Origin of the sequence: Gracilibacillus sp. YIM 98692, assembly GCF_010993965.1 — a bacterium.
In the GTDB taxonomy this organism is placed as follows: domain Bacteria; phylum Bacillota; class Bacilli; order Bacillales; family Amphibacillaceae; genus Gracilibacillus.
Genome location: NZ_WIXM01000042.1, coordinates 1 through 25,712, shown reverse-complemented (window position 1 = coordinate 25,712; position 25,712 = coordinate 1). Strand labels below are relative to the sequence as shown.

General features: G+C 36.6%; 16 protein-coding genes. All 16 read right to left on the bottom strand.

What is annotated here, in order from left to right; genetic code table 11:
* Window positions 1-141: 141 nt before the first annotated feature.
* Window positions 142-3,990, bottom strand: a complete 3,849-nt coding sequence (locus GHD00_RS19365; RefSeq protein ID WP_163539855.1) for a TIM-barrel domain-containing protein — start codon at window positions 3,988-3,990, stop codon at window positions 142-144.
* A 90-nt stretch (window positions 3,991-4,080) separates the two neighbouring features.
* Entirely contained in the window at window positions 4,081-7,344 is a 3,264-nt protein-coding gene (locus tag GHD00_RS19360; protein WP_481810403.1) for a TIM-barrel domain-containing protein, read from the bottom strand.
* Window positions 7,345-7,581: 237 nt separating this feature from the next.
* On the bottom strand, window positions 7,582-9,267 hold the full coding sequence (locus GHD00_RS19355) for a glycoside hydrolase family 13 protein (RefSeq protein WP_163539854.1): 1,686 nt from the start codon (window positions 9,265-9,267) through the stop codon (window positions 7,582-7,584).
* 46 nt (window positions 9,268-9,313) lie between these two features.
* Entirely contained in the window at window positions 9,314-12,649 is a 3,336-nt protein-coding gene (locus GHD00_RS19350; protein WP_163539853.1) for a glycoside hydrolase family 31 protein, read from the bottom strand.
* Window positions 12,650-12,735: 86 nt separating this feature from the next.
* Window positions 12,736-14,052: an ABC transporter substrate-binding protein gene (locus GHD00_RS19345; RefSeq protein WP_481810402.1), complete on the bottom strand. Its 1,317-nt coding sequence runs from the start codon at window positions 14,050-14,052 to the stop codon at window positions 12,736-12,738.
* A 21-nt stretch (window positions 14,053-14,073) separates the two neighbouring features.
* Window positions 14,074-14,907, bottom strand: coding sequence for a carbohydrate ABC transporter permease (locus GHD00_RS19340; RefSeq protein WP_163539852.1), 834 nt, complete (start codon window positions 14,905-14,907; stop codon window positions 14,074-14,076).
* Window positions 14,908-14,910: 3 nt separating this feature from the next.
* A complete protein-coding gene (locus tag GHD00_RS19335) occupies window positions 14,911-15,786 on the bottom strand; it encodes a carbohydrate ABC transporter permease (protein ID WP_163539851.1) in 876 nt (291 codons plus the stop codon).
* Window positions 15,787-15,805: 19 nt separating this feature from the next.
* Window positions 15,806-17,023 (bottom strand): ROK family transcriptional regulator, encoded by a 1,218-nt coding sequence (locus GHD00_RS19330; RefSeq protein ID WP_163539850.1) that lies wholly within the window; start codon window positions 17,021-17,023, stop codon window positions 15,806-15,808.
* A gap of 429 nt (window positions 17,024-17,452) precedes the next feature.
* Window positions 17,453-18,034 (bottom strand): thioredoxin family protein, encoded by a 582-nt coding sequence (locus tag GHD00_RS19325; RefSeq protein ID WP_163539849.1) that lies wholly within the window; start codon window positions 18,032-18,034, stop codon window positions 17,453-17,455.
* A 200-nt stretch (window positions 18,035-18,234) separates the two neighbouring features.
* Window positions 18,235-19,317, bottom strand: coding sequence for a Gfo/Idh/MocA family protein (locus GHD00_RS19320; protein ID WP_163539848.1), 1,083 nt, complete (start codon window positions 19,315-19,317; stop codon window positions 18,235-18,237).
* A 289-nt stretch (window positions 19,318-19,606) separates the two neighbouring features.
* Window positions 19,607-20,122 (bottom strand): hypothetical protein, encoded by a 516-nt coding sequence (locus GHD00_RS19315; protein ID WP_163539847.1) that lies wholly within the window; start codon window positions 20,120-20,122, stop codon window positions 19,607-19,609.
* A 98-nt stretch (window positions 20,123-20,220) separates the two neighbouring features.
* Window positions 20,221-20,844, bottom strand: coding sequence for a YesL family protein (locus tag GHD00_RS19310; RefSeq protein ID WP_163539846.1), 624 nt, complete (start codon window positions 20,842-20,844; stop codon window positions 20,221-20,223).
* A gap of 16 nt (window positions 20,845-20,860) precedes the next feature.
* Entirely contained in the window at window positions 20,861-22,279 is a 1,419-nt protein-coding gene (locus GHD00_RS19305; RefSeq protein ID WP_163539845.1) for a glycoside hydrolase family 32 protein, read from the bottom strand.
* Window positions 22,280-22,300: 21 nt separating this feature from the next.
* Complete coding sequence (locus GHD00_RS19300; protein ID WP_163539844.1) at window positions 22,301-23,146, bottom strand: carbohydrate ABC transporter permease; 846 nt, start codon at window positions 23,144-23,146, stop codon at window positions 22,301-22,303.
* A gap of 13 nt (window positions 23,147-23,159) precedes the next feature.
* A complete protein-coding gene (locus GHD00_RS19295) occupies window positions 23,160-24,059 on the bottom strand; it encodes a carbohydrate ABC transporter permease (protein WP_240468762.1) in 900 nt (299 codons plus the stop codon).
* Window positions 24,060-24,125: 66 nt separating this feature from the next.
* Window positions 24,126-25,418: an ABC transporter substrate-binding protein gene (locus GHD00_RS19290; RefSeq protein ID WP_163539843.1), complete on the bottom strand. Its 1,293-nt coding sequence runs from the start codon at window positions 25,416-25,418 to the stop codon at window positions 24,126-24,128.
* Between the last annotated feature and the right edge of the window lie 294 nt (window positions 25,419-25,712).

Genomic DNA, 25,712 nt, shown 5'->3' with positions numbered 1-25,712 from the left:
GGAATCATCTTCTCAATGTAGCATAGTCTTTTTTTTAAAATGTCCTTTACAAAGGGTACACTTTAATTTGCGGTCTTTTTTCATGGAGATCTACCTCATATTTTTCCATTACCACCTCTAGTTATGGAATGAACGGTGTCCTTAATCCGATGTAATTAGTTTAACTTGATCGATGTGCAGCGTAGTGCCTCCTGGAGAATCCACATAAAAACCTACGTCAATTTGGCCATTGGTTACCATAATATTATCTACCTTGAGTAGTTTCCATTCCTCTCCTTTAGAAATATCAATAAATTGATCAGTCCCCCCATAGTTCGTTATTTCTAACCTAGCAGTATTCGGATTCGCGTTTTTAAGGCGCACCCATGCTTCTACAGTATATTCTGTGTTATTATTTGGTACATTAATAACTTGGTGAATGCTTTGTTCATAGGCTGATGCTTGATAGAAATAAGCTCTTTGATCCCCGTGGAAAGCAGTCTCTGGAGGATTTGTTCCAATTCCTTCGTCTATTCCATATGCTAATTCTTGATCACTTGGATGCCATTCTGTCCAATTACTGCTCAAACTAATATTTCGTTCGAAACTACCATTATCTAATAGATTTTTTACCGGTAAAACTGTTGATACAGAAATTGGTTTCACATCCAACTTATCTAAATTAACATTTCCACTATCACTTGATGTATACTGATAGGTTACTGTGTTAATCCCTTTATTCAAGGTAACAGTATCCGTAGCCGTCTGCCATATATTCCAATTTCCACCGGAATGATCGAGAGACAATTGACGTTGGTATTTTCCATTTGCGAATAACGATAGAGTTTGTACATTTTGTGTTCCATTCGCATAATCAAGGTTCAATTCATAGTCTCCTGCTTCAGGAGCATAAACATGGAATGTTGCAGCTGATCCCTCAGAAGTAAGGCCATCAACAAAAAACTCGCCAGAATAAAACCAATGGTTTTGGTTAATTCCAGCTCCACCACCTAGGTTAGAAGCTTCTGCTTCATAACTCGCAGTGCTGTAGTCAAATGGAACAGCAATGTGATCAATATTTACTCTTCCACTATCCCCTGCACCTTCGCTATTGATGAACGAAATGATGCTCTGACCGGAATCAAGAGAAACTGGCACACTGACTGTTGCCCAATCATCCCAACTGGTTGTTGCTGAAAAGGTAACTTGTTTTTCGTAATCTCCATTCACAAACAGGCTTAATGTTTGATCAGCTCCACTTCCATTAGCATAGCGAACCTGTATATCATATTGCCCAGATGTTTTTACTTTAGGGTAAAAAGTGACCTTAGCCCCAACTTGGTCCATGCTATCTACAAATCCAGTTCCAGTGAAACCAGCATGATTATTATTAACCGAGGATTGTGTAGATACTGTATCACCAGATAGCGAAGCCTGTTCCGCTTCTAAAGTATAAGTATCCGAATTAACCGTTTCACCCCCAGTGAGATGCAAGGTTTTACTGGTAGATCCTAGAGCAGAAGCTTTCACATAGGTAACGACCCCATATTCATCTTTTCCAATTGCATAGCCTTCTCCACTCGCTTCTAATAAACTTTCTTTATCATTATAAAAAGTGAGTACAGATTCATCCACCGTTACATCAGTAGCAGCTGTTCCATGAATTTCAATGAAGTAATCCTCTAAAGGAGACGTGTATGACCCTTGCTTCCCTTCAATGGTTACTTCTATTCCATTTTGACTTTGATCAATCGCCTTAATTTCTTGTTTTAAGAAGTCCCCATTCTCATAACTATAACTTTCCCCATCATCATCATAATAAGTAAAAGATGTTTCGGATTCTGAAGGGAAAATATCCACATTTACTTGAGTTATATCCTCTTGCCCAACATAATCCAGCGTTTTTTGAGAAGGGATGATAGCTCCTTTCTTAATGAACAATGGAATATCCGTCCATTCATTTGAATCTAAAGAATAATGAATGGTTTGGTCTCCCGCATAGGATATACCTGTAAAGTAGTCTATCCACTGTCCAGGTGGTAAATAAATATCTTTAGATGTTTTGTTTTCTTCTACGACTGGTGAAACATACAAATAGTCTCCAAACATCCAACCATCCGTGTAGTTTTCAACTGTTTCTAAGTTGGGATAAACTTGCATAAGTGGCTTCACTAAGCCTGTACCTTCTTCTAAGACTTCTCTCTCATAGGTGTACATATAAGGCATAAGAGAATATCTAAGTTTCATTACTTGTTTCGATACTTCTTCAGCTGTGTTCCCATAAAACCAAGGTTGTCGTTGGTGGTTGTTATTTCCATGCACACGAAATACTGGAGAGAAGGCTCCAAATTGCATCCATCGTGTGTACAGTTCAGGGGAAGGGTTTGTAATTTGTCCATCTTCTTGGTTAAAGCCTCCAATATCCATTCCCCATTTTGGCTGTCCATTATTAATAGAGGACAACATCACAGACTTTTGCTCTTGCATCCCTGAAGCCCAGTCAATTTTTTCTCCCTTATAAAATTGAGCCCCTATATCCCCTGACCAAAGAGTTGTTGCATATCGCTGAGTTCCAGGGTAATATGTTCGTGCTGTTTGCCAAACACGATTGGTATCATTGGTATAATTACGTTGTCCCTCATATAAAGCTTGAGAAAAATGAGCTGTGGTAAAATTTCCAAACCAATATTCTGTACCATTAGAAGAAACCTTGTCTGTTTCATCATTCCACCAACCTACAATACCTTTGTCAAAAGCATCTTCATAGTTATTCCAGAGCCAATCCCTAACCGAAGAGTTGTAAGGATCGATGCTTCTTACTTGTACAGGAATGAAATAATCTTGGTATTCTTCATGACCTGGGTACCAGTAATCTCCATCTTCTGCGTCCTGATATTGTAATGTACGATCGCCACTTTCATTCTCTGTGACAATTCGAGGTTTAGTAATACCAATCATTTTAATTCCTTTGCTATTCATTTGATCTTTGAAGGATGTTGTACTACTATCCGGAAAGTTGTCCGTATTCCATCGGAAGGAACCATAATTATCTTCTCCATAATCTTTCCAATCATAATCAAGCCCATAACTATCAATAGGAATATCCTTCGCTCTATAAGTATCGATCATAGAAGTCATTTCCGCTTGATTTGTATCCCATTCAAAATTTGAAAATCCTAGAGACCACTTTGGCATTAAAGGAGCATCACCTGTTAAATCTGTAAATGAATCCATGATACTACTTGTATCACCTATCATGATAAAATACTCTACATCTCTTTTTTCATATCTCCTCCCTTCCTCCGGTGTGCCTCCATAATAAAATTCCATTTTCCCGGTTTCTTCTTCTGTGTAAGGGTAACCTCCATCACTATCTACTAAAAGTCCATAACCAGCTGTTGACCAAAAAAAGGGACCGCCCGAATCTCCTTGTTGACCTGCATGTGCTCCATGTTCATTGTTATTTCGAAGTAAATCGCCTCCACCTTCGAATGCATTATAGCTACGAATACCATAAATATTATCGTCTACATTATGTTTGAAACGAACACCATCATGGAAAACACCACCTTCAGAAGGTTCCCATAAAAGTGTAGTACCATCCGGTTTTCTTATAGTGGTACGTGTTGGCGATTTAGATATTTCTACTTTCATTTGGCTTGTCGTTATGGTTATAGGATCCCCTGATGTATCTATAGAGACATCTTCAAAGTTAAATGTGCGATTTGGATCTAGTATAGGAGTATCAGGACTTTCAGTTTCTCCGTTAGGTCGATAATTGACTCGTAGCAAATCAGCTTTTAATGTTTCGAGAACAAGAATATCGTTATTGGGATTATCGCCATTATCAATAGTTAATTCTAATACCCCTTCGTTTATATTACTGTTGATAACGTTTCCAAGTTCACTTACATCTGCTTCCACTTTGTTCATGGGAGCTAATAGAAACAAAGCTATGATCATAGCAAAACCTATAATGTATGAGTCTCTTCTTTTCCATCGTACTTTCACTAGTTACCTCTCTCCTTTCTTTTTATAATGAAAAGACAAATGCTTGAAAGAAAATTGCATTTGTCTTTTCCCTTTTTAAAGATCCATAGATTACTTGACAGATAGAGAATCAAGGTTTATACCGCTGTAGCTGGAAGATCCATAACGTATTTCCACGGTATTGCTTTCTTTATTAAGATTTACATCTACGTTAGCTATGCTCCAACTATCCCAATTCTCTGTTTTAGCTAAAAATAATTCACTTACTTTAGAACCATTTACATAAACTTCTCTTGAGGCATTCTCTGTACCTGCAGAATACTTAAAACCAAGAGTGTACGTATCATTAGCAGAAGCTTGCACATCAAAAGTTACAGAATCTCCGGATTCAGCAAAATCGTCTACAAAACCAGTACCAGTATAACCAACATGGTTTGTGTCAGTTGATACCCCACTTTGTTGAGCGAATTCAGCCTCGTATCCAGTTTTTTGTACTCCGCTTAAGATAACAGTTTGATTACTAGTATTCTGGTCAAGCTTTATATAAGCAAGTTTTTGTTCCGTGTCGTAAAACCAACCTGATGTACTAGATACAAGGTTTGACAGGCTAGATTGTTCTGACAATGAAGTTCCATTATTCGTTACTGTGTTTGGTTTCGACGTGAAGACTTGCAATGTAGTTTCTGTATTAGTGATCGGAACTTCAACAGTGACTTCCCCTTGATCATAATTTTCATCTGCTATAATCTCTTTCGCACTTCCTCCTATATCATCATTCCAATCATAAGAGGTTTTGTTTTTCGGATAGATCCTAAAAGTAAGGTTAGTATAGGAGTCAAGTTCATTGCCTATAGTACCTCCTAATTCATAAGATTCATTGAAGTTCATAGGCAAAATACTTCCATTCTTAACGAATACTGGGATGTCATCTACACCAGCGTTATAAGATATAGTTTGATTTCCAGGACGTTGCGCCCCGTAAAAGAAATCAATCCACTCCCCTTCTGGAAGATATAAGTCACGAGAGGTTCCTCCTTCCTCAACAATGGGAGAAACAAGTAAGTTGTCTCCAAACATGTACTGTGTGGAAATATCATGAGTATTGGAATCTTCAGGATATTCAATCGCTAAGGAATTCATTAATGGAACCCCCTGGTCACTAGATTCTTTTGCTTCACTATAAATATATGGAAGAAGGTTCATACGTACATTAGTATACTTCCTGAATGTATCAATGACTGAAGAATCTCCGGTACGATCAGCTACATTCCATGGAGACCTTTCTTCACTTACATCTGGATCGGCTTTTTCTGAGTGAAATTGCATGATAGGAGAGAACGCAGACATGGTCGTTGATCGTTTATACAATTCTGCAGAAGGGAATTCTCCCGTAAATCCTGCTAAATCCCAACTCCAAAAAGGGATTCCAGATGCATTTGCAGAAAGTCCTGCTCTTATAGCATCACGGAAAGCTGAAAATGTAGATGTTTGATCTCCAGCCCAGTAAATTCCATGCTTTTGTGCACCTGTAGTTCCTGCTCTGCTAAATGTAATAGCATCAGATTGCTTTGATTTTGCAAATTCATCATAAGCCCTTACATATTCATTAGGATACTGGTTTCTCATTTCATCGCCTGTTTTGCCATTGGAGAAAGTGACATCTCTTCCCCACACCATTTCTCCACCGTCTGTTTTGAACCCATCGACTCCAATACCATCAAACAAATAGGCTCGTTTAGACATCCACCAATCCGTAGCTTGTTGATTAGTAAAATCTAATAAAAGACTGTTTCCAAACCATTTATCCTCAGGAAGTCGATAGGGGCTTCCGTCCTTATTCTCTACGGCGTATCCTTGATCAATCATATAAGTTTCGTCATTATCTTTTTGTTCATAAGCATAATCTGTGTATTTTAACACGGGGATTTGCCACATCAATACTTTAATATTATTGTTATGAGCATTATCCACCATTGCCTTTGGATCAGGCCATTTTCCGCCAAAAGTATAGTCTTCATAATCTAAAGACTGATCGCCCGAAACAGGGGTGTATTGAGCATCATTAAAAGCGTAGAATGTGTGCTCATCACTCCATTGTTCAAGAACCATTGCTGTGGCAGGAATATCGTAATTATTCGCCTGAGCTACAGCATTATCTACCTCTGATTGACGATCCCATTCATTGGCTGACATCCACAATCCAAATGCCCATTTTGGCAGCATTTCTGGCTTAGCAGTAATATCCGTATAGTTGGAAATAACATCAGATAGATCACTTCCATGGATGAAATAGTAATCCATCATCGATGTTTCGTCCCCACCAGTATTTGTAGTGAAACTATACATATCATTCTTTTCCGTTGCTAACTTAAACTTAGAATAATAAGTGGAATTCATTAGCACCCCGTACCCGTTCGTATTCAAAAAGAAAGGAACAGCTAAGTAAGTGCGTTGATCTTGATTACGGTATTGATTGTACACATACGTATCAACTTCCGTACCACGTTTTCCGATTTGATTATACCGTTCACCAAAGCCAAAAAATTCTTCATTCACAGGTGTGTAGAAGTTGTTTTCTACTTTGTTAATAGAACTTTCTCCATCGGTTAACCATCCCGCTGTTCGATTCTCGGAGGGGTCATATTCTTCCGCAATGACCGTTTCACCATCAGACTCATACACACTCATTTTGTAAGGATCTTTTTGTATTTTTACTTGTAATTTTGGTGTACTAACTACCACTTCACTCGAATTCTCAGAAACGTTATAGTTTTTTAAACCGCTTTCAAAAATTCCCATACCATTGGGCGACATTTGCACACGGAAAACATCATCAGCTGAAAAAGACAGACTCATCTCAGGGGAAAAGCTATCATTTGTGGAAGAACCGACAAATGTAACATGGTCTCCTTCATTTGTATAACTGTCAATGCTGGTGAGTTTTTCCCAATCGGTTACGGTGAAATTAAAAGAACCTATCGTCTTTTCATTAGTTCCATCTTTATCTGCATGAACCGTATATTCAATTTTATCCCCTTGAGAAAAAGTTCCTAGATTGATTTCCCAATACGTATTGTTTCCTTCATTATATTTGAAATCGCCATTAACGACAGGCTGCTCCACACCATTTTTTGTCCAAGTTACCCAAGTAGCTTGACCAGGTTCTACAGGCCAGGTGGTAACATTAATAGAGACTTCTTCACCAGCGACAGGGTCTCTTGGGCTTCGTTCTGTTGGTTTTACATCATAAAGACCATCTATTCCATATGGATCATGGTATACCCCATCTAAAGCATAAACTGTACCAGATACAAAAATGAAAGAAAAGAAAAGAGAAAATACAGAGACTGACACCTTTTTACTTAGCGATTCAATGATTATTACCTCCTTTAATGTTATAACTTGCCCTAATATTCCGTGATTCACCTCCTTTCAAAAATTAGGGCTAACACAACTTGAAGAAAGCATGGATTAGGAATAAATTCATCATTTTAAAAGGTTAAATTTCACAACTTACTTTTTTCATTGAATGAATTTACTATATATTATAGATTCTTCAAATTGTTTAATTTCATCTAATTTTGATATGTTACATGTTTATCTTCTAACATGTTATTCCCCGTCAGAAACCAAATAAACCGCAGCTTCATATGAAGATAATTGATCAGGTTTAGAAACATCCTCATTTGAAATGATTTTTTCTGCATCTACTATTCTCTCAGTAATATCTTTCGATAAATCTTGCTTTTCAGAACTAAAGTTACATAAGACAATCAAATCTTGATTATTATACCTTCTTTTGTAAGCAAAAATTTGAGAATCGTCACGTAATAAAAGCTGAAAATCACCTTCTGTAATAATATCTAATTCTTTTCTTAACTGAATAAGTCGTCGATAGAAATGAAAAATCGAATCAGCATCGGCTAATGCCTTTTCTGCATTAATCTCTTGATAGTTCGAATTTACTTTTATCCATGGATCTGCTTGTGAAAAACCAGCGTTTTTCTCTTCATTCCACTGCATTGGTGTTCGTGCATTATCTCGACCTTTCGCATAAATGGCCTCCATTATTTTATCGTGCGACCAGCTTATTGATTGCTTCTCCTCATACATATTAAACAGTTCAATATCTCGGTAATCACTTAAATCATCAAATTGAACATTGGTCATGCCTATTTCCTCCCCTTGGTAAATATAAGGAGTTCCTTGCATCATGTGCAAACAAATAGCTAACATTTTAGCCGATTTCTCTCGATAACCCGTATTATCTCCGAAACGTGATACCACTCTCGGCTGATCATGATTGTTCCAATACAAGCTATTCCAGCCTATACCATGTAACCCTACTTGCCATTTTTCAAAGTTTTCTTTTAGATCGATCAAATTCAAAGGTTCGAGATCCCATTTGTCATCTCCTTTTTGATCTAAACTCATATGTTCGAAAGTAAAAATCATATTTAATTCTTTACTTTCTGGATTCGTATAAATTCGTGCATCTTCTGTTGATGCACCTGGCATTTCACCAACCGTCATAACATCATAATGAGATATAACTTTTTGGTTCATTTCTTGTAAGTATTCATGAATTCGTGGTCCATTAACAAAGTAAGGACCGCTATCCCCATATAATGCTCCATCTTTTATCTCTCCATCTGGAAAGCGTTGGTCCTTCGAAATAAAATTAATCACATCCATTCGAAAACCATCAATTCCTTTGCCTAACCAGTAATGCATCATGTCATATATATTTTCTCTAACCTTTTCGTTTTCCCAATTGAGATCTGGCTGTTTTACAGCAAACAAATGTAAATAATATTGCTCTGTATTCACATCATACTCCCATGCGGAACCACTAAAAATAGAACCCCAATTATTAGGTGATTGCCCATTTGCTTTGCCATCTTTCCAAATATAATAATCCCGATACGAGTTGTTTTTACCTTTCTTTGACTCTATAAACCAAGGATGTTCATCAGAAGTATGATTGACAACTAAGTCCAATATGACCTTCATATCCCGCTTGTGAACTTCAGCTATTAAATGTTCTAAATCCTCTATCGTTCCGTATTTCTCAAAGACTTGGCGATAATTACGAATATCATATCCATTATCTTCTTGTGGGGAGTCATAAATAGGGGATAACCAAATAACATCAACCCCTAGTGTTTTCAAATAATCTAATTTTTCTATAATACCTGGAATATCCCCAACTCCATCATTATTAGAATCATTAAAACTTTGTGGATAAATTTGATAAACGACACTTTTCCTCCACCAATCTTTTTCATTTTTTTGCATATTTTATCCCCCTACTACTCTTATATCGTTCATAGAAGCACTCTCACTACCTAATTATTTTTACATCTTTATCTGTTCCAATCACCTCAAACTGCATATTCTCCACAGGGTTTTGGACCTCTATGATCACTTGGCCTTGATTTTCATAGATGTTTAACTTTATTTCATTATCTAAGTGATCGATCAATGTTTGTGAAAAATCATATTGATAATAGATCTTACAAAGCGGCGTATGATAATAATCTAATTGATTGCCAACGGATGAGCCAATTGTTTTCGTATCATCAACATTGAAAAGAATCGCACTATTGTTTTTCACAAATACAGGAATCTCATCTATTTCAGCAGTGACTTTGATAAACGTTGGTCCTTCTATCGTGTCGTAAGTCCATAGATTTGTCCAAGCCCCTTCTGGAAGATACACTCGACGTGTGATTTCTTCTTCTTCGATAACTGGAGCTACCAATAAATTATCCCCAAACATATATTGATCATATATGGAATAGACCTTCTCATCATTTTCATAATCCAACATTAAAGCACGCATCATCGGGAGCCCAGATGTACTAGATTTTTTTGCTTCTTGATACAGATAAGGCATCAAATTCATTCGAACATTTGCAAAAAAACGGTAAACATCAATAACTTCTGACACCCCTGTACGATCCGCTATATTCCATGGGGTACGATCTTGATTGAATTCTGCCTTACTTTCCGCATGATATTGCATAATAGGGCAAAACGCTGCCATCGCAGCAGATCGCATAAAGAGTTCAGCTGTAGGGATATCCCCATTAAATCCAGCTAAATCCCATCCCCAGAATGTAACTCCGCTTAGTCCAGCATTAAGACCAGCTATTAAAGACCTTTTAAAAGCATCGAAAGTGGATCTTTCATCACCAGCCCAGTGTGCTGGGAAATTCTGTGCACCAGTATAACCTGCCCGGCTAAAAGTGATGCCATCATTTTCTTGAGCAAATTGATAGTAAGCTTCAATATAATCATTCGGATATTTATTGCGCATTTCACTCCCCGTTGAACCATCTGCGAATACTAAATCTTTACCAAACACAAATTCACCACCATCTGTCTTAAAACCATCTACACCTATATCTAATAGATACTGTCGTTTCGCAAACCACCATTGCTTTGCTTCTTCATTGGTGAAGTCCATAATTAAACTATTAGTAAACCAGTTTTCTGGTATTCGATAAGGGGTGCCATCTGGGTTCTTCACGACATATCCTTGATCAATCATATATTGTTCATCTTGGTCCTTTAACGGATGTTGTTGTTTATTTAAATATTTTTGGATCGGAATTTGCCACAATATAAGCTTCAAATGGTTGTCATGCAAATCTTGCACCATCTTTTTCGGATCTGGCCATCTTCCCCATTCCGGAAAGTGCATGTCATTATATTGGTGAACATAGCCTGGTTCCTTTAATGCATATTGCGCGTCATTAAACATGTAATAAGTCGCTTCGTCGCTCCACTGCTCCAACACAAATACAGTAGCAGGTATATTATATTTATTTGTTAGTGACACTTCTTTTTCCACAATAGATTGTCTGTCCCAATTATTACTAGACATCCAAGGGCCTAAAGCCCATGCCGGGATCATGGCAGGTTTCCCTGTTATAAACATATATTTTTCTATCTGTTCTTTAAAATCACCAATAAATAAATGGATATTTGTGTCGTGATAGACATTCGTAAAGTCAATGAACATCGTGTGTTTATCGTGTAGTTCTGCTCCTAAATCAAAAGAAGTATAGGCATTCGTATCAATAAAACAGCCATAATGTTGATTGGTAAGATAAAATGGAATGGGCATATATGTTTTGGTTTGCTGGTCACGATATTGATTATAAACATAACAATCGATGACATTTCCTCTTTGGTTCATAGCGTTGTATCTTTCACCAAAGCCAAAAAATGCTTCCGAAGTAGACGAATCCCAATTTATTTTTACATCTTTCATCTCATTTTCTGTATCTAGTACATATTCGATGAAAGGTTGTAATTGGTGAGACTCTAGTATTCTATTATTTTCCTTTACTATTTTGACTAATCCTTTTTCTCCATCAACTTCAACACTATGTGAATGACAGGTTAACTTGTCTTTATCATACTTTGCTTCATTGTTAGCAGCTTTTGTAATCTTATGTGGTAGTTGAATAGTTACACCTGATTCATTACACTTTATCTCAAAACGAAAAGCATGATGAGCTTGCATTGCTTCACATATCAATTTATGATCTAAACGGTCCACGACGTAAAAAGAATCAATGATATATTTTTTTACCGTTTTCAAAGTGTATTTTGGAGAATACTTCACGCCTCCATTCATGGTTTCAGCAGAAAAATAGTAATCGTAAGCGCCATGGTGAGGTAATGGAGGTAACCAACATTTATATAAACTTTTGTCCTTTTTCATCTGATACGTTAGTTCCCAATCATCGGAATGTTTTTTAATATGGATATTTACGGACTGAATCTGTTCTAGATTCGTTTCGCAAACCAGTTTAATAGGATCGTCTAAACTAGGATAGTGAGGAACTCTTTCCGTTGGTTTTCGTTGATAGACATTTTCGTTGCCTAGTGGTTCATGTATAAATAGCTGTTCATCTGATTCGTCTAACCTCTGGTATTGTTCATAAATTTGAATAAGAATGTTGGAAAACTGGTTTTGCTTTAATGCTAATGCTTGTTCGTAATATTTATGGGCAGTTCTTTGTTCTGCCTTTTCCAAATGATAAAGCGCCATCATAATGGTTGCTTCTGCAGATGATTCCGTTAAACCAGCATATGAAACAAAGCCAGCTTCTCTTTTTAATTCCAGTGTCATTCTTTTCATCGCTTCCACCATAACCAAATCTTCTGGAGAGAATAAACCAAATGGCAGAACAGACAGCGACTGGTCTACTGATACTTTCCTCGTTTGGTTCCCATTTAAAACAAGACCGCCATGTAATAAATGTTCAAAAACATAATCACGTATATTCGTCATATTTTTTTGAACATATGCATATTCCCCAGTATTCTTACTTTCCAGTAATGCAGCATAAGCGATGGATAAATTAGATAAATAGATATCTTCATCTTGAAAGGATAGTACATTTTCATGTTTCTTGTCCCAATTCGATTCCATGTAATTGATGTATGTTTCTAAATGAATGTTTTTTAATTCATTATTTAATGATCCATAATTTCGTTCTCTTTGATATAGCCAAAGCCAGGTGGCAATATGATAAAAATGGTCCTTATCTATATTAGGTTGTAAATCTAGTAATAATGAGTTAATCTCTTCTGACGAATCCTGCTTTAACTGTAATAAGTATATATTTAATAATGAAGAGAATGATTGTTCTCTTTTCATTATAATCGCTCCCTTTCACTTATGATGCAAACCTTTTTAAAGGAAAGGATATATGCGCCAAAACTGGACATATATCCTCTATCCTTTTAGTTTAAAATGTCATTATATTCGCTTTCTAAACGATTCAGCGTCTCTTCTGGGCTTTGCTCCTCATATAATGCCTTTTCAAATTCTTCGTTTGTTGCATCACTTATTCTGCTCCACTCTGCGATAACTGGAGGCATCACCAATGTATCGAGTGCTTCAAATACGGCTTCTCTATTTTCTGGAGGCGTTTGTTCCAAGTATGGTCCTAAAACAGATTGATCGGAGATAGCAGGCAGCTCCCATGAAGAATTGATTCTAATTTCAGCTACTTCTTGACTAGCACTCATGAATGAAGCAAATTTATATGCTGCTTCTTGTTTTTCCGTATCCGCTGATACGGCAAGACCATTAGCAAAAAAGTGATGAGCTTTTTGTGTATTACCAGCCTCTAATGCCACATCCCATTCAAATGGTGCATCCGCAAAAGCGCCAAACATCCAGATTCCCGTATGAAGTACAGCTAATTGACCATTTAAGAAAAGATCTTCTGGTGATTGGCCAGACATATCTGCCGGTGATGGAGTTACACCATGATTGGTTACCTTTTCTACCATATATGTTAATGCTTCTAGATTTTCTTCCGAATTAATAGCAACAGATCCATCATCGTTGAATATTTTCCCTCCATTTTGAGCAGCAATCTTATAAAACTCATTCATTGTAGTCGGTGCATAAGTTCCCCAAACATTTTCATCCGGATTCGTTAATTGTTGTGCTGCTTCTAATTCATCTTCCCATGTCCATTCCGCTGTTGGGTAATCTAATCCTGCTTCATCAAAAAGATCTTTATTATAAAAAGTAAGAACATTAGAAAAACTTTCCACCATACCATATTGCTTTCCATCATATTGATATGCTTCAAATGCTTGTTGATTTAGTTGACTAGGATCAAATTCTTCATCTTCTTCAATATAATCCGTTAAATCTGCCAAAGTTCCTCTAGATGCATATTGAACAAAGTTTTCATAATTCAATTCAAATACGTCAGGTGCATTTCCGCCGGCAATTTGTGTTTGTAATTTTGTAAAATAGTCATCATATGCTGCTAATTCTTTCTTTACCGTTATGTGAGGGTATTTCTCTTCGAAAGCTTCAATAATTTGATCTAATTCTTCTTCATAATTTGGTGAAGCAGAGAAGCTATAATAATTAATTTCCACCTCTTCATTTCCAGCTTCCTCATTCACTTCTTCTTGTTCATTATCTGAATTCTCTGTTTCTTGCTCCTGCCCCTGTTCCGTTTCTGCTGATGAACAACCTACCATAGCAATAACTAAAAGACCCAACATCATGAAAAATGCTAACTTTCTCTTCAACATCTTCATCTCTCCCTTTTTTTATTCTTTCATTCCGCTCATCGTCATTCCTTGTATGAAATACTTTTGAGCGAAAAGATAAACGATTAATATAGGAACAACACTGATCACTACTCCCGACATCATAAGACTCCAATCTGTACTCCAACGACCCTGCAATAAAGACAACCCTAATGGGAGCGTCGCTAATTCGTTAGAGCTAACGACAATTAAAGGCCATAAGAAGTTATTCCAAGATTGCATAAATGTAAAAATACCAAGTGTAGCTATCATCGGTTTTATAAGGGGAATACAGACATGCCAGAAGACTCTAAGGTGATTGGCCCCATCCATAAATGCAGCTTCTTCTAACTCTCTAGGAATGGATAACATCGCTTGCCTCATCAGAAAGGTTCCAAATACAGCAAACATTGTTGGAATAATTAAACCTTGATAGGAATCTAACCATCCAAACTCTCGAATTAAAATAAATTGAGGAATCATGGTGACTTGTGTGGGTACCATCATAGTGGCTAAATACAATAAAAACAGTGGATCTCTTCCTTTAAAATGCATTCTTGCAAATGCATATCCAGCCATGGAACTAAAAATGATTTGGCCGATTGTCGTTAAAAAGGCTACAAGCAACGAGTTCCAGAGGAATTTCATCATCGGGAACTTTCCTACCACTTCTTGATAATTAGCGAAAGTTAGCTCATTAGGAATAAACTCCGGTGGAAATACCATGACTGCCCCACTGCCTTTGAAAGAAGTGGAAATCATCCATAAAAACGGGACTAACATAATGAAAGCGCCAACAACTAAGAGTAAGTAAAACAGAAATTTTCTTATAACAGCTTGATGATTTGCTTTCATTTGTTAATTCGCCCCTTTATCTTGAAATTTTATTTGCAGCCATGTGAAGAAAAATATAACAATAAATAAAGCCCAACTCATGGCAGATGCATAACCCATTTCATAGTATCTAAAAGCGTAGTTATAAATATTTTGCACCATTACTGTTGTAGAACCGCTTGGTCCACCTTCCGTCATAATCATGACTTGATCAAATACCTGAAATGAATTGATTAAGGAAATAACCGTTACAAAAAAGGTGGTAGGTCCTAATAACGGAATCGTAATACTCCATAACATTCGAAATTTACTAGCGCCATCAATCGAACCAGCTTCATAATAAGAAGGGGAAATATTCTGCAAACCACCTAAAAATAAAACCATGACAAAACCTATATCTTTCCAAGCACTTGCTAGAATAATACCGATCATGGCAGTAGAAGGATCATGTAACCATTGCGGTCCATCGATACCAATGAGTGATAGAAAGTAATTGATCAGACCATAATTCGGGTTATATAACCATTTCCAAACAAGTGATACAGCAACCCAGCTTGTGATAACAGGAAGAAAATAGGATGCTCGAAAAAATGCTCTTAACTTCATTTGTTTATTTAGTAATAATGCACAAGCAAGACCAAAAACCATGACTAAAGGTAAATATCCAAAAATAAATAAAAATGTATTTCGAAAAGCCCGCCAAAACTCTTCATCCTGCACCATTCGAATATAGTTATCAAACCCCACAAAACTTATAGACCCAAGTAAATCCCACTGAGTAAAGCTTAATCCGAATGAAGAAATGATCGGAAAACCAATAAATAAGATAAAACCTAGAAAATTTGGGAGTAGAAATACAATTAACCAAAGGTATGTATTTCTCTTTTTCATCCCTACCATGTCATTGCCTCCTTTCTGGCTATTTTGTCACTTTTTCTTTTTCATATATAGGCTCTTGAAAGATTTGGTCAATAGCTAACAATGCACCGCCAATTAACCAAGAAGTATCATCTAATCTTGATTTCACCACATTTGTATCAATTCCAACTTTTGAAAAGAAATTACTTTCCGTCATTCTTTTGACGTCATCCCAGAATAACTCATTAAAACGCATCCCTTCACCCGCTAAAATAATTTGTTCCGGATTAAAGGTGTTAATCAAATTTCTTAAACCATATCCTAAATATTTACTCATTTGTTTAAATAGCTGCACTGCTAATGGATCACCCTCTTTAGCTTTTGCTGCTACTTCATTAAATGAAAAATCTTTAATTTTGGTATTTGGGAATTGAGGCAATAACTCTGATCCTTTGTTTTCAAAATAAAATTCCGAAGCGTACATTTCCAGACACCCTTTTTGTCCACAGTGACACGGATATCCGTCAACCTCTATGGTGGTATGACCAAATTCACCAGCTCCCCCGACAGCCCCATAATAGATTTGTCTATCTATCACAACAGATAAACCAAGCCCTGCACCAACAGATACGACAAGAAAGTTGTTATACTCCTTTCCTAACCCGTTCCATAACTCTGCTAATGTATATCCATTAATATTGTTATCTACATAAACACGAACTTGATCAAACCTTTGCTTTAGCATTTTGGTTATCGGGGCATTTTTCCACCCCAACATAGAAGACCGAATAATGATACCATGTTTACGGTTCACTAAACCCGAAGATAAGACGCCAATACCCAATAGCTTCTCTCTTTCAACATTGTTTATTTTCAACAAGTGATGGATGTGCTTCTCAATTATGTCCACAATAGCTTCTGGGAGTAACTGCTTTTCAAAAGTCACGGCACAAGAATCCATAATTTCTGCTTCCATATTGGTCAAAGCGATCAAGATTTGTTTTTCTTCAATTTTGACACTAGCTGTATAGCCATAGTCTTTGTTGAATTCCAATAATTTTGCCCGTCTTCCACCTGTTGAAGAGGACTCTCCAACCTCTGTTATGTAGCCAACATTCGTCAAATCTTCGATAATATATTTTAAGGTGGATGCTCCTAGGTTGTATTCTTGGGATATCTCAGATCGACTAATGGGGTGTTTTTTTCTAATCATATTCAGTACTTTAAAACGATTGATTTCTTTAATCAGCTCTTTACTTCCATTTCTTAAAACCTTCAAGATGATCACTCCGATCAAAAACTTTCTTTTTTCATTGAATGAAATAACTTAGGTTCATTATATATCAATATGTTATCGTTTTCAATACTTTATTTGAAAACGCTTTATATTTTGTTTGCAATCAAGAGGTATCCTCCCACCCGATACCAACCTATTAAGAAAAAGTCAGTAATATACCCAATTCCCCGCTATTTTATATTATCGTTAGAAGTCCTGACCCGCTGGTAATCAGATGTATATAAGTTGAGAGAGCATTGACTGGAATGAGGGAGCGCTTATCTTGGTGAGAGCGCAAATGCATATTATGCGCTCTCACAGCGAATCATTAGACCCATAAATAAAAAAACCCACCATCGCTCCTTGAAAGGCGTGGTGAGTTCTATTATATAGCATGGCAGTAAAAATATTATTATCTAAACAAAACAGATCTTAAACAAGGTCACACGCTTCTGCTGGCATCCAATGTTCATCTTTGCCGTCCCATTTCACGTTACAACCGATTGGGTTGGTCAATGGATTCGTAATCTTCTTACCAGCCAAATGCTCCGAAAGCGCATTTTCCAAATCATTAACTGTTGCTTTTCCAGACTCACGCGGATTGTCTAGGCCTCGACCCGTATAAACCAACTCACGGTTTTGGTCAAACACGTAAAAATGCGGTGTACGCAAAGCACCATATGCCTTAACGACCTCTTGAGACTTATCATGCAAATAAGTCCACGGGAAATTCTGCTCCTCCATCCGTTCGACCATGACGTCAAAGGAATCGTCCGGCTTCGTGTTAACACTATTAGAATTTATGCCCACAAACTTGACTCCTTGATCCGCAAATTTCTCAGCAGTCGCTCGCGTCACTTCATCTGATCCAACAACAAAAGGACAATGGTTGCAAGTGAAGAAAACAACTAACACATTTTTATCATCAAAATCGGATAAACGATAGGTCTTCCCATCCGTTGCAGGAAGCTCAAAATCCGGTGCCTTTTGCCCTAATTCCAACGTAAAACTCATGTCAAAACTCCTCCTTTCATATGGTATCTATGAAAACGATATCAAAGGGATGAAGAATATTCAAAGAAAATGCTCTCCTTAGCCTATCCATCTAGGTATCTTATTGATAAAACTACCAACTGGAAGAAACCACCTTTGTTCTTGCTGTATCATAATTTAAACGACTTTATTATTTATTTTCGAAACTACTAAATCTAGTTTTATTCATTTGACCAAACTTGATGGCGGGTTTCTACTTCTTGATTAGGGTTATTTAGCGCTTCATCCATTTTCAAGGAGATATACGTATCTTGCAAACCATCTTTTAAAGAATAAAAATCTTTTCCAGTTCGAAGATATTCCTCCATTTTCAACATACATGTTGCCACTGCGATTTCATCATCATTTAGTCGTACATCACCGAGAGGATTCTTATATAAACTTTGATCACCCAACATTATGCCAAAATGTGACCAACCTTGATTATGATATTTACCTAAGTCGATACGATTTAATTCTTGAGACACTGGTACATTTTCACTCGTTAAGTATCTAATGGTTAAATCATCGATCTCTCCTCTGACACCTTGTACAGTTAGTTGACGTGTGCGGATAAATGAATGATATTGAGACGAACCAGAAAAATCAAAAAAGGCTACTTTCCCATTATCAAATTCAAATGTTAGCCTATCTCTCGAACAAGATGAAATTTCTCCATCATAACGGATACCCTCACGCCCAGATGTTTTGGTTACATCAAAATGAAATCGCTTCCCATAAATTTTACAATGATCAAATCCAGTATCGAGATATTTTCTAATAATACTAACCGCATGATAACCATGCAATGCCGATATATTCATATTTTCTATTTCTCCTAATTTGCCATCCTCAATACATTTCAACCATGAGGCATATAAAGGTTGAAATAAGTATTGTTCCGCAACCTGTATTTTCCCGTTATATTTTTTATATGCATTCCAGAGTTTTTCTAAAGATTCTATCGACTCTCCCGGAGGGGTCTCACTCAATACAGGTATATTCCTTTTAAATAAATCTATTAAATAATCCGTGATGACACCTCTTTTAATAGATAATACGACGTAATCTGGATTATCCTCCATCATTTCATCCAATGATTGGACTACTTTCACCCCATGTTTTTTTGCAAACTTTTCCCCTTTTTCTTTATCTCGAACTAATACACTTGTCAACTCAAACTTTTCGGGCACCTGCTGAGCAATACGAATAAAAAATTCTGCTCTCCATCCAGAACCTATCAGGCCAAACTTGTTTTCACTCATATTCTTACCTCCTTCAAATATATTACTGCTGCTATTTTATTTAATGATACATCATAAACTCTTAAAGCAGCTAGAATTATGAATTGCATCTAACTGCTAATGCAAGTTTCATTCTATGAATATAGTTAATCTTTTAATTACCACAAAACGAATGATTATAGCTCAACTTTCACCTATCAAAGAAAAGCCCATCATTTCGGGATCGAATCGACAACATGTATCGTTATCCAAGAAATGATAGGCCTGTGCTTATAAGTATATTCACTTATTTATTTTGTTCTAAGTTCCTTTACCTTGAAGCAAAATCTCTAACGCGTTCTCCGTCATCGTATATTTCCAAACTTACATCAACATCGTATAGAGTATTCGTTTGGTTGATAACACCTGCTAACATAGTAGCCATATGTAATGCTTGGTTATGGCTGTAATCATCTAATTTTTGTTCCCAGAAGTAATCACCTTCTAAATATACCCGGAATATATTTGCACCGTTTTCGTAAACCAATCCATAATTCACAATATTTAGTAACTTTTCGCCCCTAAAATAGGTAGAATTGTCCAAACTAAATTCATAATGTTCTAGCAAATCTTTTTGTAATTCTTCTGAAAGAGGTTCCTCTCCGTTTGATGACGTTTCTATATTTGCTACTTCTTCCTCTAATTTGCTTATTCTTTCTTCCAATTCTTCCACTATATGTGCAACTCCATTTTTAGCTTTTGCCAATACAGTGGGATTTCCAATCGAAAAAACGATTAGTACAGCTGCGATACAAATTAAAATAAAAGGACGTTGTGATAGATTCATGATGTTGCTCCCCTTTTTCATATTTTATTTTTCACCCTATTAGATTACCATAGAGACTTTAAAAATGAAATATTCATGTAACTAGCACCGGAAAACTTCTATTTTGAAAATGGAAGCAGCAATTGTTCCTCTTTTTCCAAATGATTTTGGAAGCTTAATAAAGCAAATTTATACGTTATCATAATGATCGGAACAACCGCCATCAACATGATAAACACAGAAAAAAAGAATAATAAGGCAAGCACACTATACATTAATATAATAGCAATAGTAGTTTTCACATTTAAAAAAGCATATATAAATGCTTTTTTAATAGCTTTCATTCCAGAAACATGATGATGAACCATCATGATAAATAAATAAGCACTTACCATCAGATACAGGACGAAAGCAAAACTAGTAAGAGAGATGAAAATGATTTTTACACTAGAAGGAATACTTAAAAAATAGATAAAATCCCAAATAAGTAATGCTCCTATCATGAACCAGCAAAGTACGGTCGTCATCCCTTGTTTGAAATGTCTTTTAAATTGACGGAAAAAATTTCGAACTACACTCGGATCGTCATACCAGAACCAATTTCGAATCACTCCATACATGGAAAGTGTGGCAACACCCGCCGTCACAATAGGCAGTGCACTAATAAGCCACAAAATATTTAACAATACTATATTTGTTATTTTTCTTAGTACATTCATTGTTTTTCCTTCCCAAAAGCTCATATAACATCTCTCCTCTCTAATAAATAGATGGAATACCTAGAATGTTAAACTCGTTAAATAGGACCTTTCCACCGGATGTTGAACATTGAAAAGATATATCTTGCTGATCCAAGAAAAATAACTCTGTCATCACTTTTTTGCCATTATTCACAAAAATTTCAATAGAATTTCGATCAACGATGCATTTTAATTGTTTTACTTCAGTAATTGGCATGCTATCCTTACTTGGAAAATGTGAGGAAAAAGTTGTTTCCGTGCTATTTTTCCGATCAATTGAAATCGCTTGCTGCTGATTATCTATCATTATACTTATAAAGTCATCCCTACTAGATATTTTAAATTCGATAGATGTTGCGGTACTTTTTTGAATAGTGGCATCCAAGACAAACTGCAGGCTTGGTAATGATAGAGAGATGGGATGATCTGCAGCTAATTCTAACTGCTCCTCTTGTTTGTATGCTTCTTCTATCGGTAACTCAAGTGGATCCTGCTTTAAAAAATACGTATCTTTCTTCTTTATTAAAGACATTTTTCTTGGCATCGACATCTGACCTCTGAACGGATGAGTCGGTACTTCATTCGCATATTGCCAATTATTCATCCAGCCAATCCACCATTTTTTAGGTAGATTACTCCACGTCACTGCCGCGTAAAAGTCTCTGCCAAAATCTGCCCATTTAATCGTGTCATTGGAATCATCACAGACAAAATGTTGCCCATCAAAATCTCCGGTAAAGTACTGAACCGCTGAACCACTATTCGGACCACCTGGATTGACACTAACAATCAATACCCATTTTTCTTTATTTTCTTCCGCTACCGGTAAACAAAATAAATCTGGGCATTCCCAAACACCGCCATGTGCGCCATACTCTTGGCCAAACTTTGACAGAAACGACCAATCTAATAAATTTCCGGATGCATAGAACTGTATATGATCACCACATGCTAAAGACATAATCCAACGTTTCGCAGGTTCATGCCAAAAGACTTTAGGATCTCTAAAATCTTTCAGTCCTGGATTATCAATCACCGGATTATCGATATATTTATGCCATGTTCTTCCTTTATCATGGGAATAAGCGATACTTTGCGTTTCTTTTTCATCAGTATGGTGAGTAAAAATAGCAATAAATACCGGCTCCTCCCCTTTTTGTAAACCACTTGTATTCTTTTCATCGACTACGATACTTCCAGAAAAAATGGCACCTAACTCATCAGGGTATAAAGCAATCGGCAGCTCTTTCCAATGAAGTAAATCCTCACTTACTGCATGCCCCCAATGCATAGGCCCCCACACTGTACTCTCTGGATGATACTGATAAAACAGATGATACTCTCCTGCATAATAAACTAACCCATTGGGATCATTGATCCATTGCTGCTTTGGACTAAAATGAAATTGCGGACGATATTGTCCCTGTTTTTCCATCATTTGCACACCTCACTACATTTTTTATCCTTTCAAACCACTGGACGTAATACCTTGTACATAATATCTCTGGAAAAATAAAAAGATTAATACGACCGGGATTGTGGTTAATGTTAAACCTGCCATGATTTGTCCGTATTGAATGTTGTTATCAGCAAATAAATATTGAATACCTACTTGTACGGTTCGAATAGAGTCATCTGTCGCCACAATTAATGGCCACATAAAATCACTCCAATGGGTCACAAACGTTAAAATGGCCGCTGTTGCAAATACTGGTTTTGAATTTGGAACAACAATTCTCCAAAACGTTTGCCATGGAGAGGAACCATCAATTTGCGCGGCTTCTTCTAATTCCTGCGGGATACTTAAAAAGAATTGACGGAACAAGAAAATATTAAAAGCCTCTGCAATAAACGGGACATATAAAGAAGGATATTCATTGATCCATCCAAATTGATTGACCACAATATACATCGGGATTAAAACACTCTCAAAAGGCACCACATACAATGCAATGATAACAATGAGGATAAATTCACTTCCCGGAAATTTTAACTTGACTAATCCATAAGCACATAACGAATTGACAACCGTACCTAATAAGACAATCATCCCAACGGAAAATAAGCTATTCCACATATACCTTAAGAAATTAACATCAGCATTCATCAATATTGATGTATAGTTCGCAATCGTTAAGTTTTGCGGAACAAATGCCCCTAGTCCCATATCTTTAAAAATTTCTGTCTCCGGCTTTAAGGAAGCCACCATCATCCATAATAAAGGAGAAATAAATAATAAACCTAATACGATAATAGATATGCTAAGTAAAAACTTTTTCAAATTTTTATGGTAATACCGTTTCATCACGATTCACCCCTTATTGTTTTAGTACCTTTTTTAGTGTCAAGGACGTAATGATAACCACTATAAAAAACACAACTGATATCGCCGATGAATAGCCCACATCTCGAAATTGAAAGCCATTTTCATAAAGCATAAATACCAATGTTTTGGTCGATTCACTAGGTCCGCCATTTGTCATCACATAAGGCTGTATAAACAAACGAAAAGCTTGAATTGTTGTCACAATTAAGACAAATCCTGTTACGTGATGAATAGATGGCATAGTTACATTTAAAAACTTTTGCCATGCATTCGCTCCATCAATCTCAGCAGCTTCATATAAGGTGTTTGGTACTTCTTTTAGCCCTGCTATAAAAATCATCATTTGGAAACCCGCTGCTTGCCAAATAGACATAAAAATAATAGAATTCATGGCTTGGTCTGGACTAAGCAAAAATGGCTGGTTCGGTATTCCAACAAAATTTAACAGACTGTTGATTAACCCATCGTTTACGTTGTATAAAAATGTCCATAAAATCGCCACCACAACCATAGAAGTAATTACTGGGCTAAAAAAGAAAATACGTCCAATTGGTGCGACTTTTACATTTTTACTGACCAAAAGCGCAAGTCCTAATGCGACTGCACATTGTAAAGGAACAACTAAAGCGGTAAAGTATAACGTATTCTTTAAAGCAACGAAAAACACTTCATCTTGAAATAATCGAATATAGTTGTCTAATCCAATAAAAAACTTTTCAGACGGATTTAACATATTATAATTCATTAAGCTATAAACAAAGGCTAATAGGACAGGTAATATTAAAAAAGTAAATAATATAAACAGTGCTGGTAAGGTAAAAGAAATGCCCATCAGCTTTTTCTGACGATGATAGGTCATAAATTTCTTTTTCGATCTCGTTACCATTTCCATACATAAACACCACCTTTTATAGTAGAAAAGGCAACCAATAAGATTGCCTTTTGATTTTTTAATTCCTTATTGCTGTTTACGTTCTATCTCTTTATCTACCTCTTCTGCTACTTTGTCTAATTCTTCTTGCACATCAGCACCTAAAAAGATATTCTGAACGGCTTGTCCATATTTTGTTGATAAAACAGGATAGGCTGTTGTGGATGGTCTTGGATGTGCTGTTTCTAATACTTGTTCTTTCAATACATTTAACGGTGCCTCGCTCCATTCTGTCATCATGTCAAATGAAGATTGTCTTGCTGCTGGCTTTCCAGCTGCTTCGGCAAATTTCGCAACATTTTCCGTATTCATGATAAAGTTTAGTAATGTAGCCGTTTCCTCTGGGTGTTCTGTGCTCGTCGACATCCCCCAGTTCCAATCTCCAGATGGGGATACTTGCTCACCCTCAGGACTACGTGGATAGTAGGTGATACCCCATTCTGTTTCTGGATATTCCTTTAACTTATTCCATTCCCAAGATCCCATGAGCATCATGGCTGCATTGCCATCTTCAAATTCTGTTGGGGTTGGTTGTAAGTTCACTATTTCTTCTTCAGCAAACTTTTGTAAGTACTCTAAAGCTTCCACTGTTTCCGGTCCATTTACATGGCCTTCTGCCGTTGAACCATCATCTGCAATAAAGCTGCCGCCATGACTCCAAACCGTTGGACCAGTGAAATAAATAATCCATTCTCCATAGTCTAGTGTCCAATTCACACCATAGATACCTTCTTCTTTGTTCGTTAATTGTTTGGCCGCCTCATAAAATTCATCCCAAGTCCAGGCATTTTCTAATTCGGTAGGCGGTTCAATTCCGGCTTCTTTTAACATTTCGACATTATAGAATAAAGCAACGGTTGACTCGGTCGGCCCTACCGTGTACAACGTATCTTGGTAAGTACCTTGTGTGAGGATAGACTCAACAAAATCGCTTTCATTTTCCAGCATACCTTCAATTGGTTGAATAATATTTGTATCAGCATAATTCGCCACATTTGGGCCATCTAAACTTAATAGATCTGGTAAAGTATCGCTTGTTGCTGCTGCTGACACTTTATCTTCGTATGCATATTTGTTACCGCGAGGAATAAACGTAATCTCTGCTTCGATTTCCCCTTCATGCTCCTTGTTGAAATCATCAATTATTTCTTCATATACTCGTGATTCATCACTTTCTGGATGCCATAATGTTAACTGGACAATGTCATCCCCTTCACTATTTTGGCTGCTGCTAGCCTCCTGGCTCTCATCGTCACCTCCGCAAGCTGCCAATAAAATAAGCACAAATAATAAGACCAAACTTCCTAAAACCTTCTTCATGATTCATCCCTCCATACGCTTTTTTAGTACGTCTTCATCATATAATTTATAAAGCGTTTTCAAAACGAGGCATTCTTCTGAAACATGTTGAAATTTTTATTGTCAACAAAAATCCAGCAAAATGAATTGGCTGAAATACATTTCTTAGTAAAACAAAAATGAGACGTAATGAATATTCTCATCAGCGAGACTTTCTCCCATTCTTTCAGAAATGAGTGCTAGTCCATCGCTGCGGAAAAACGCTCCCTTTCCGGGGTAGAGTAGAAAACAGGAATTAAATAGTGCCTTCTTGTC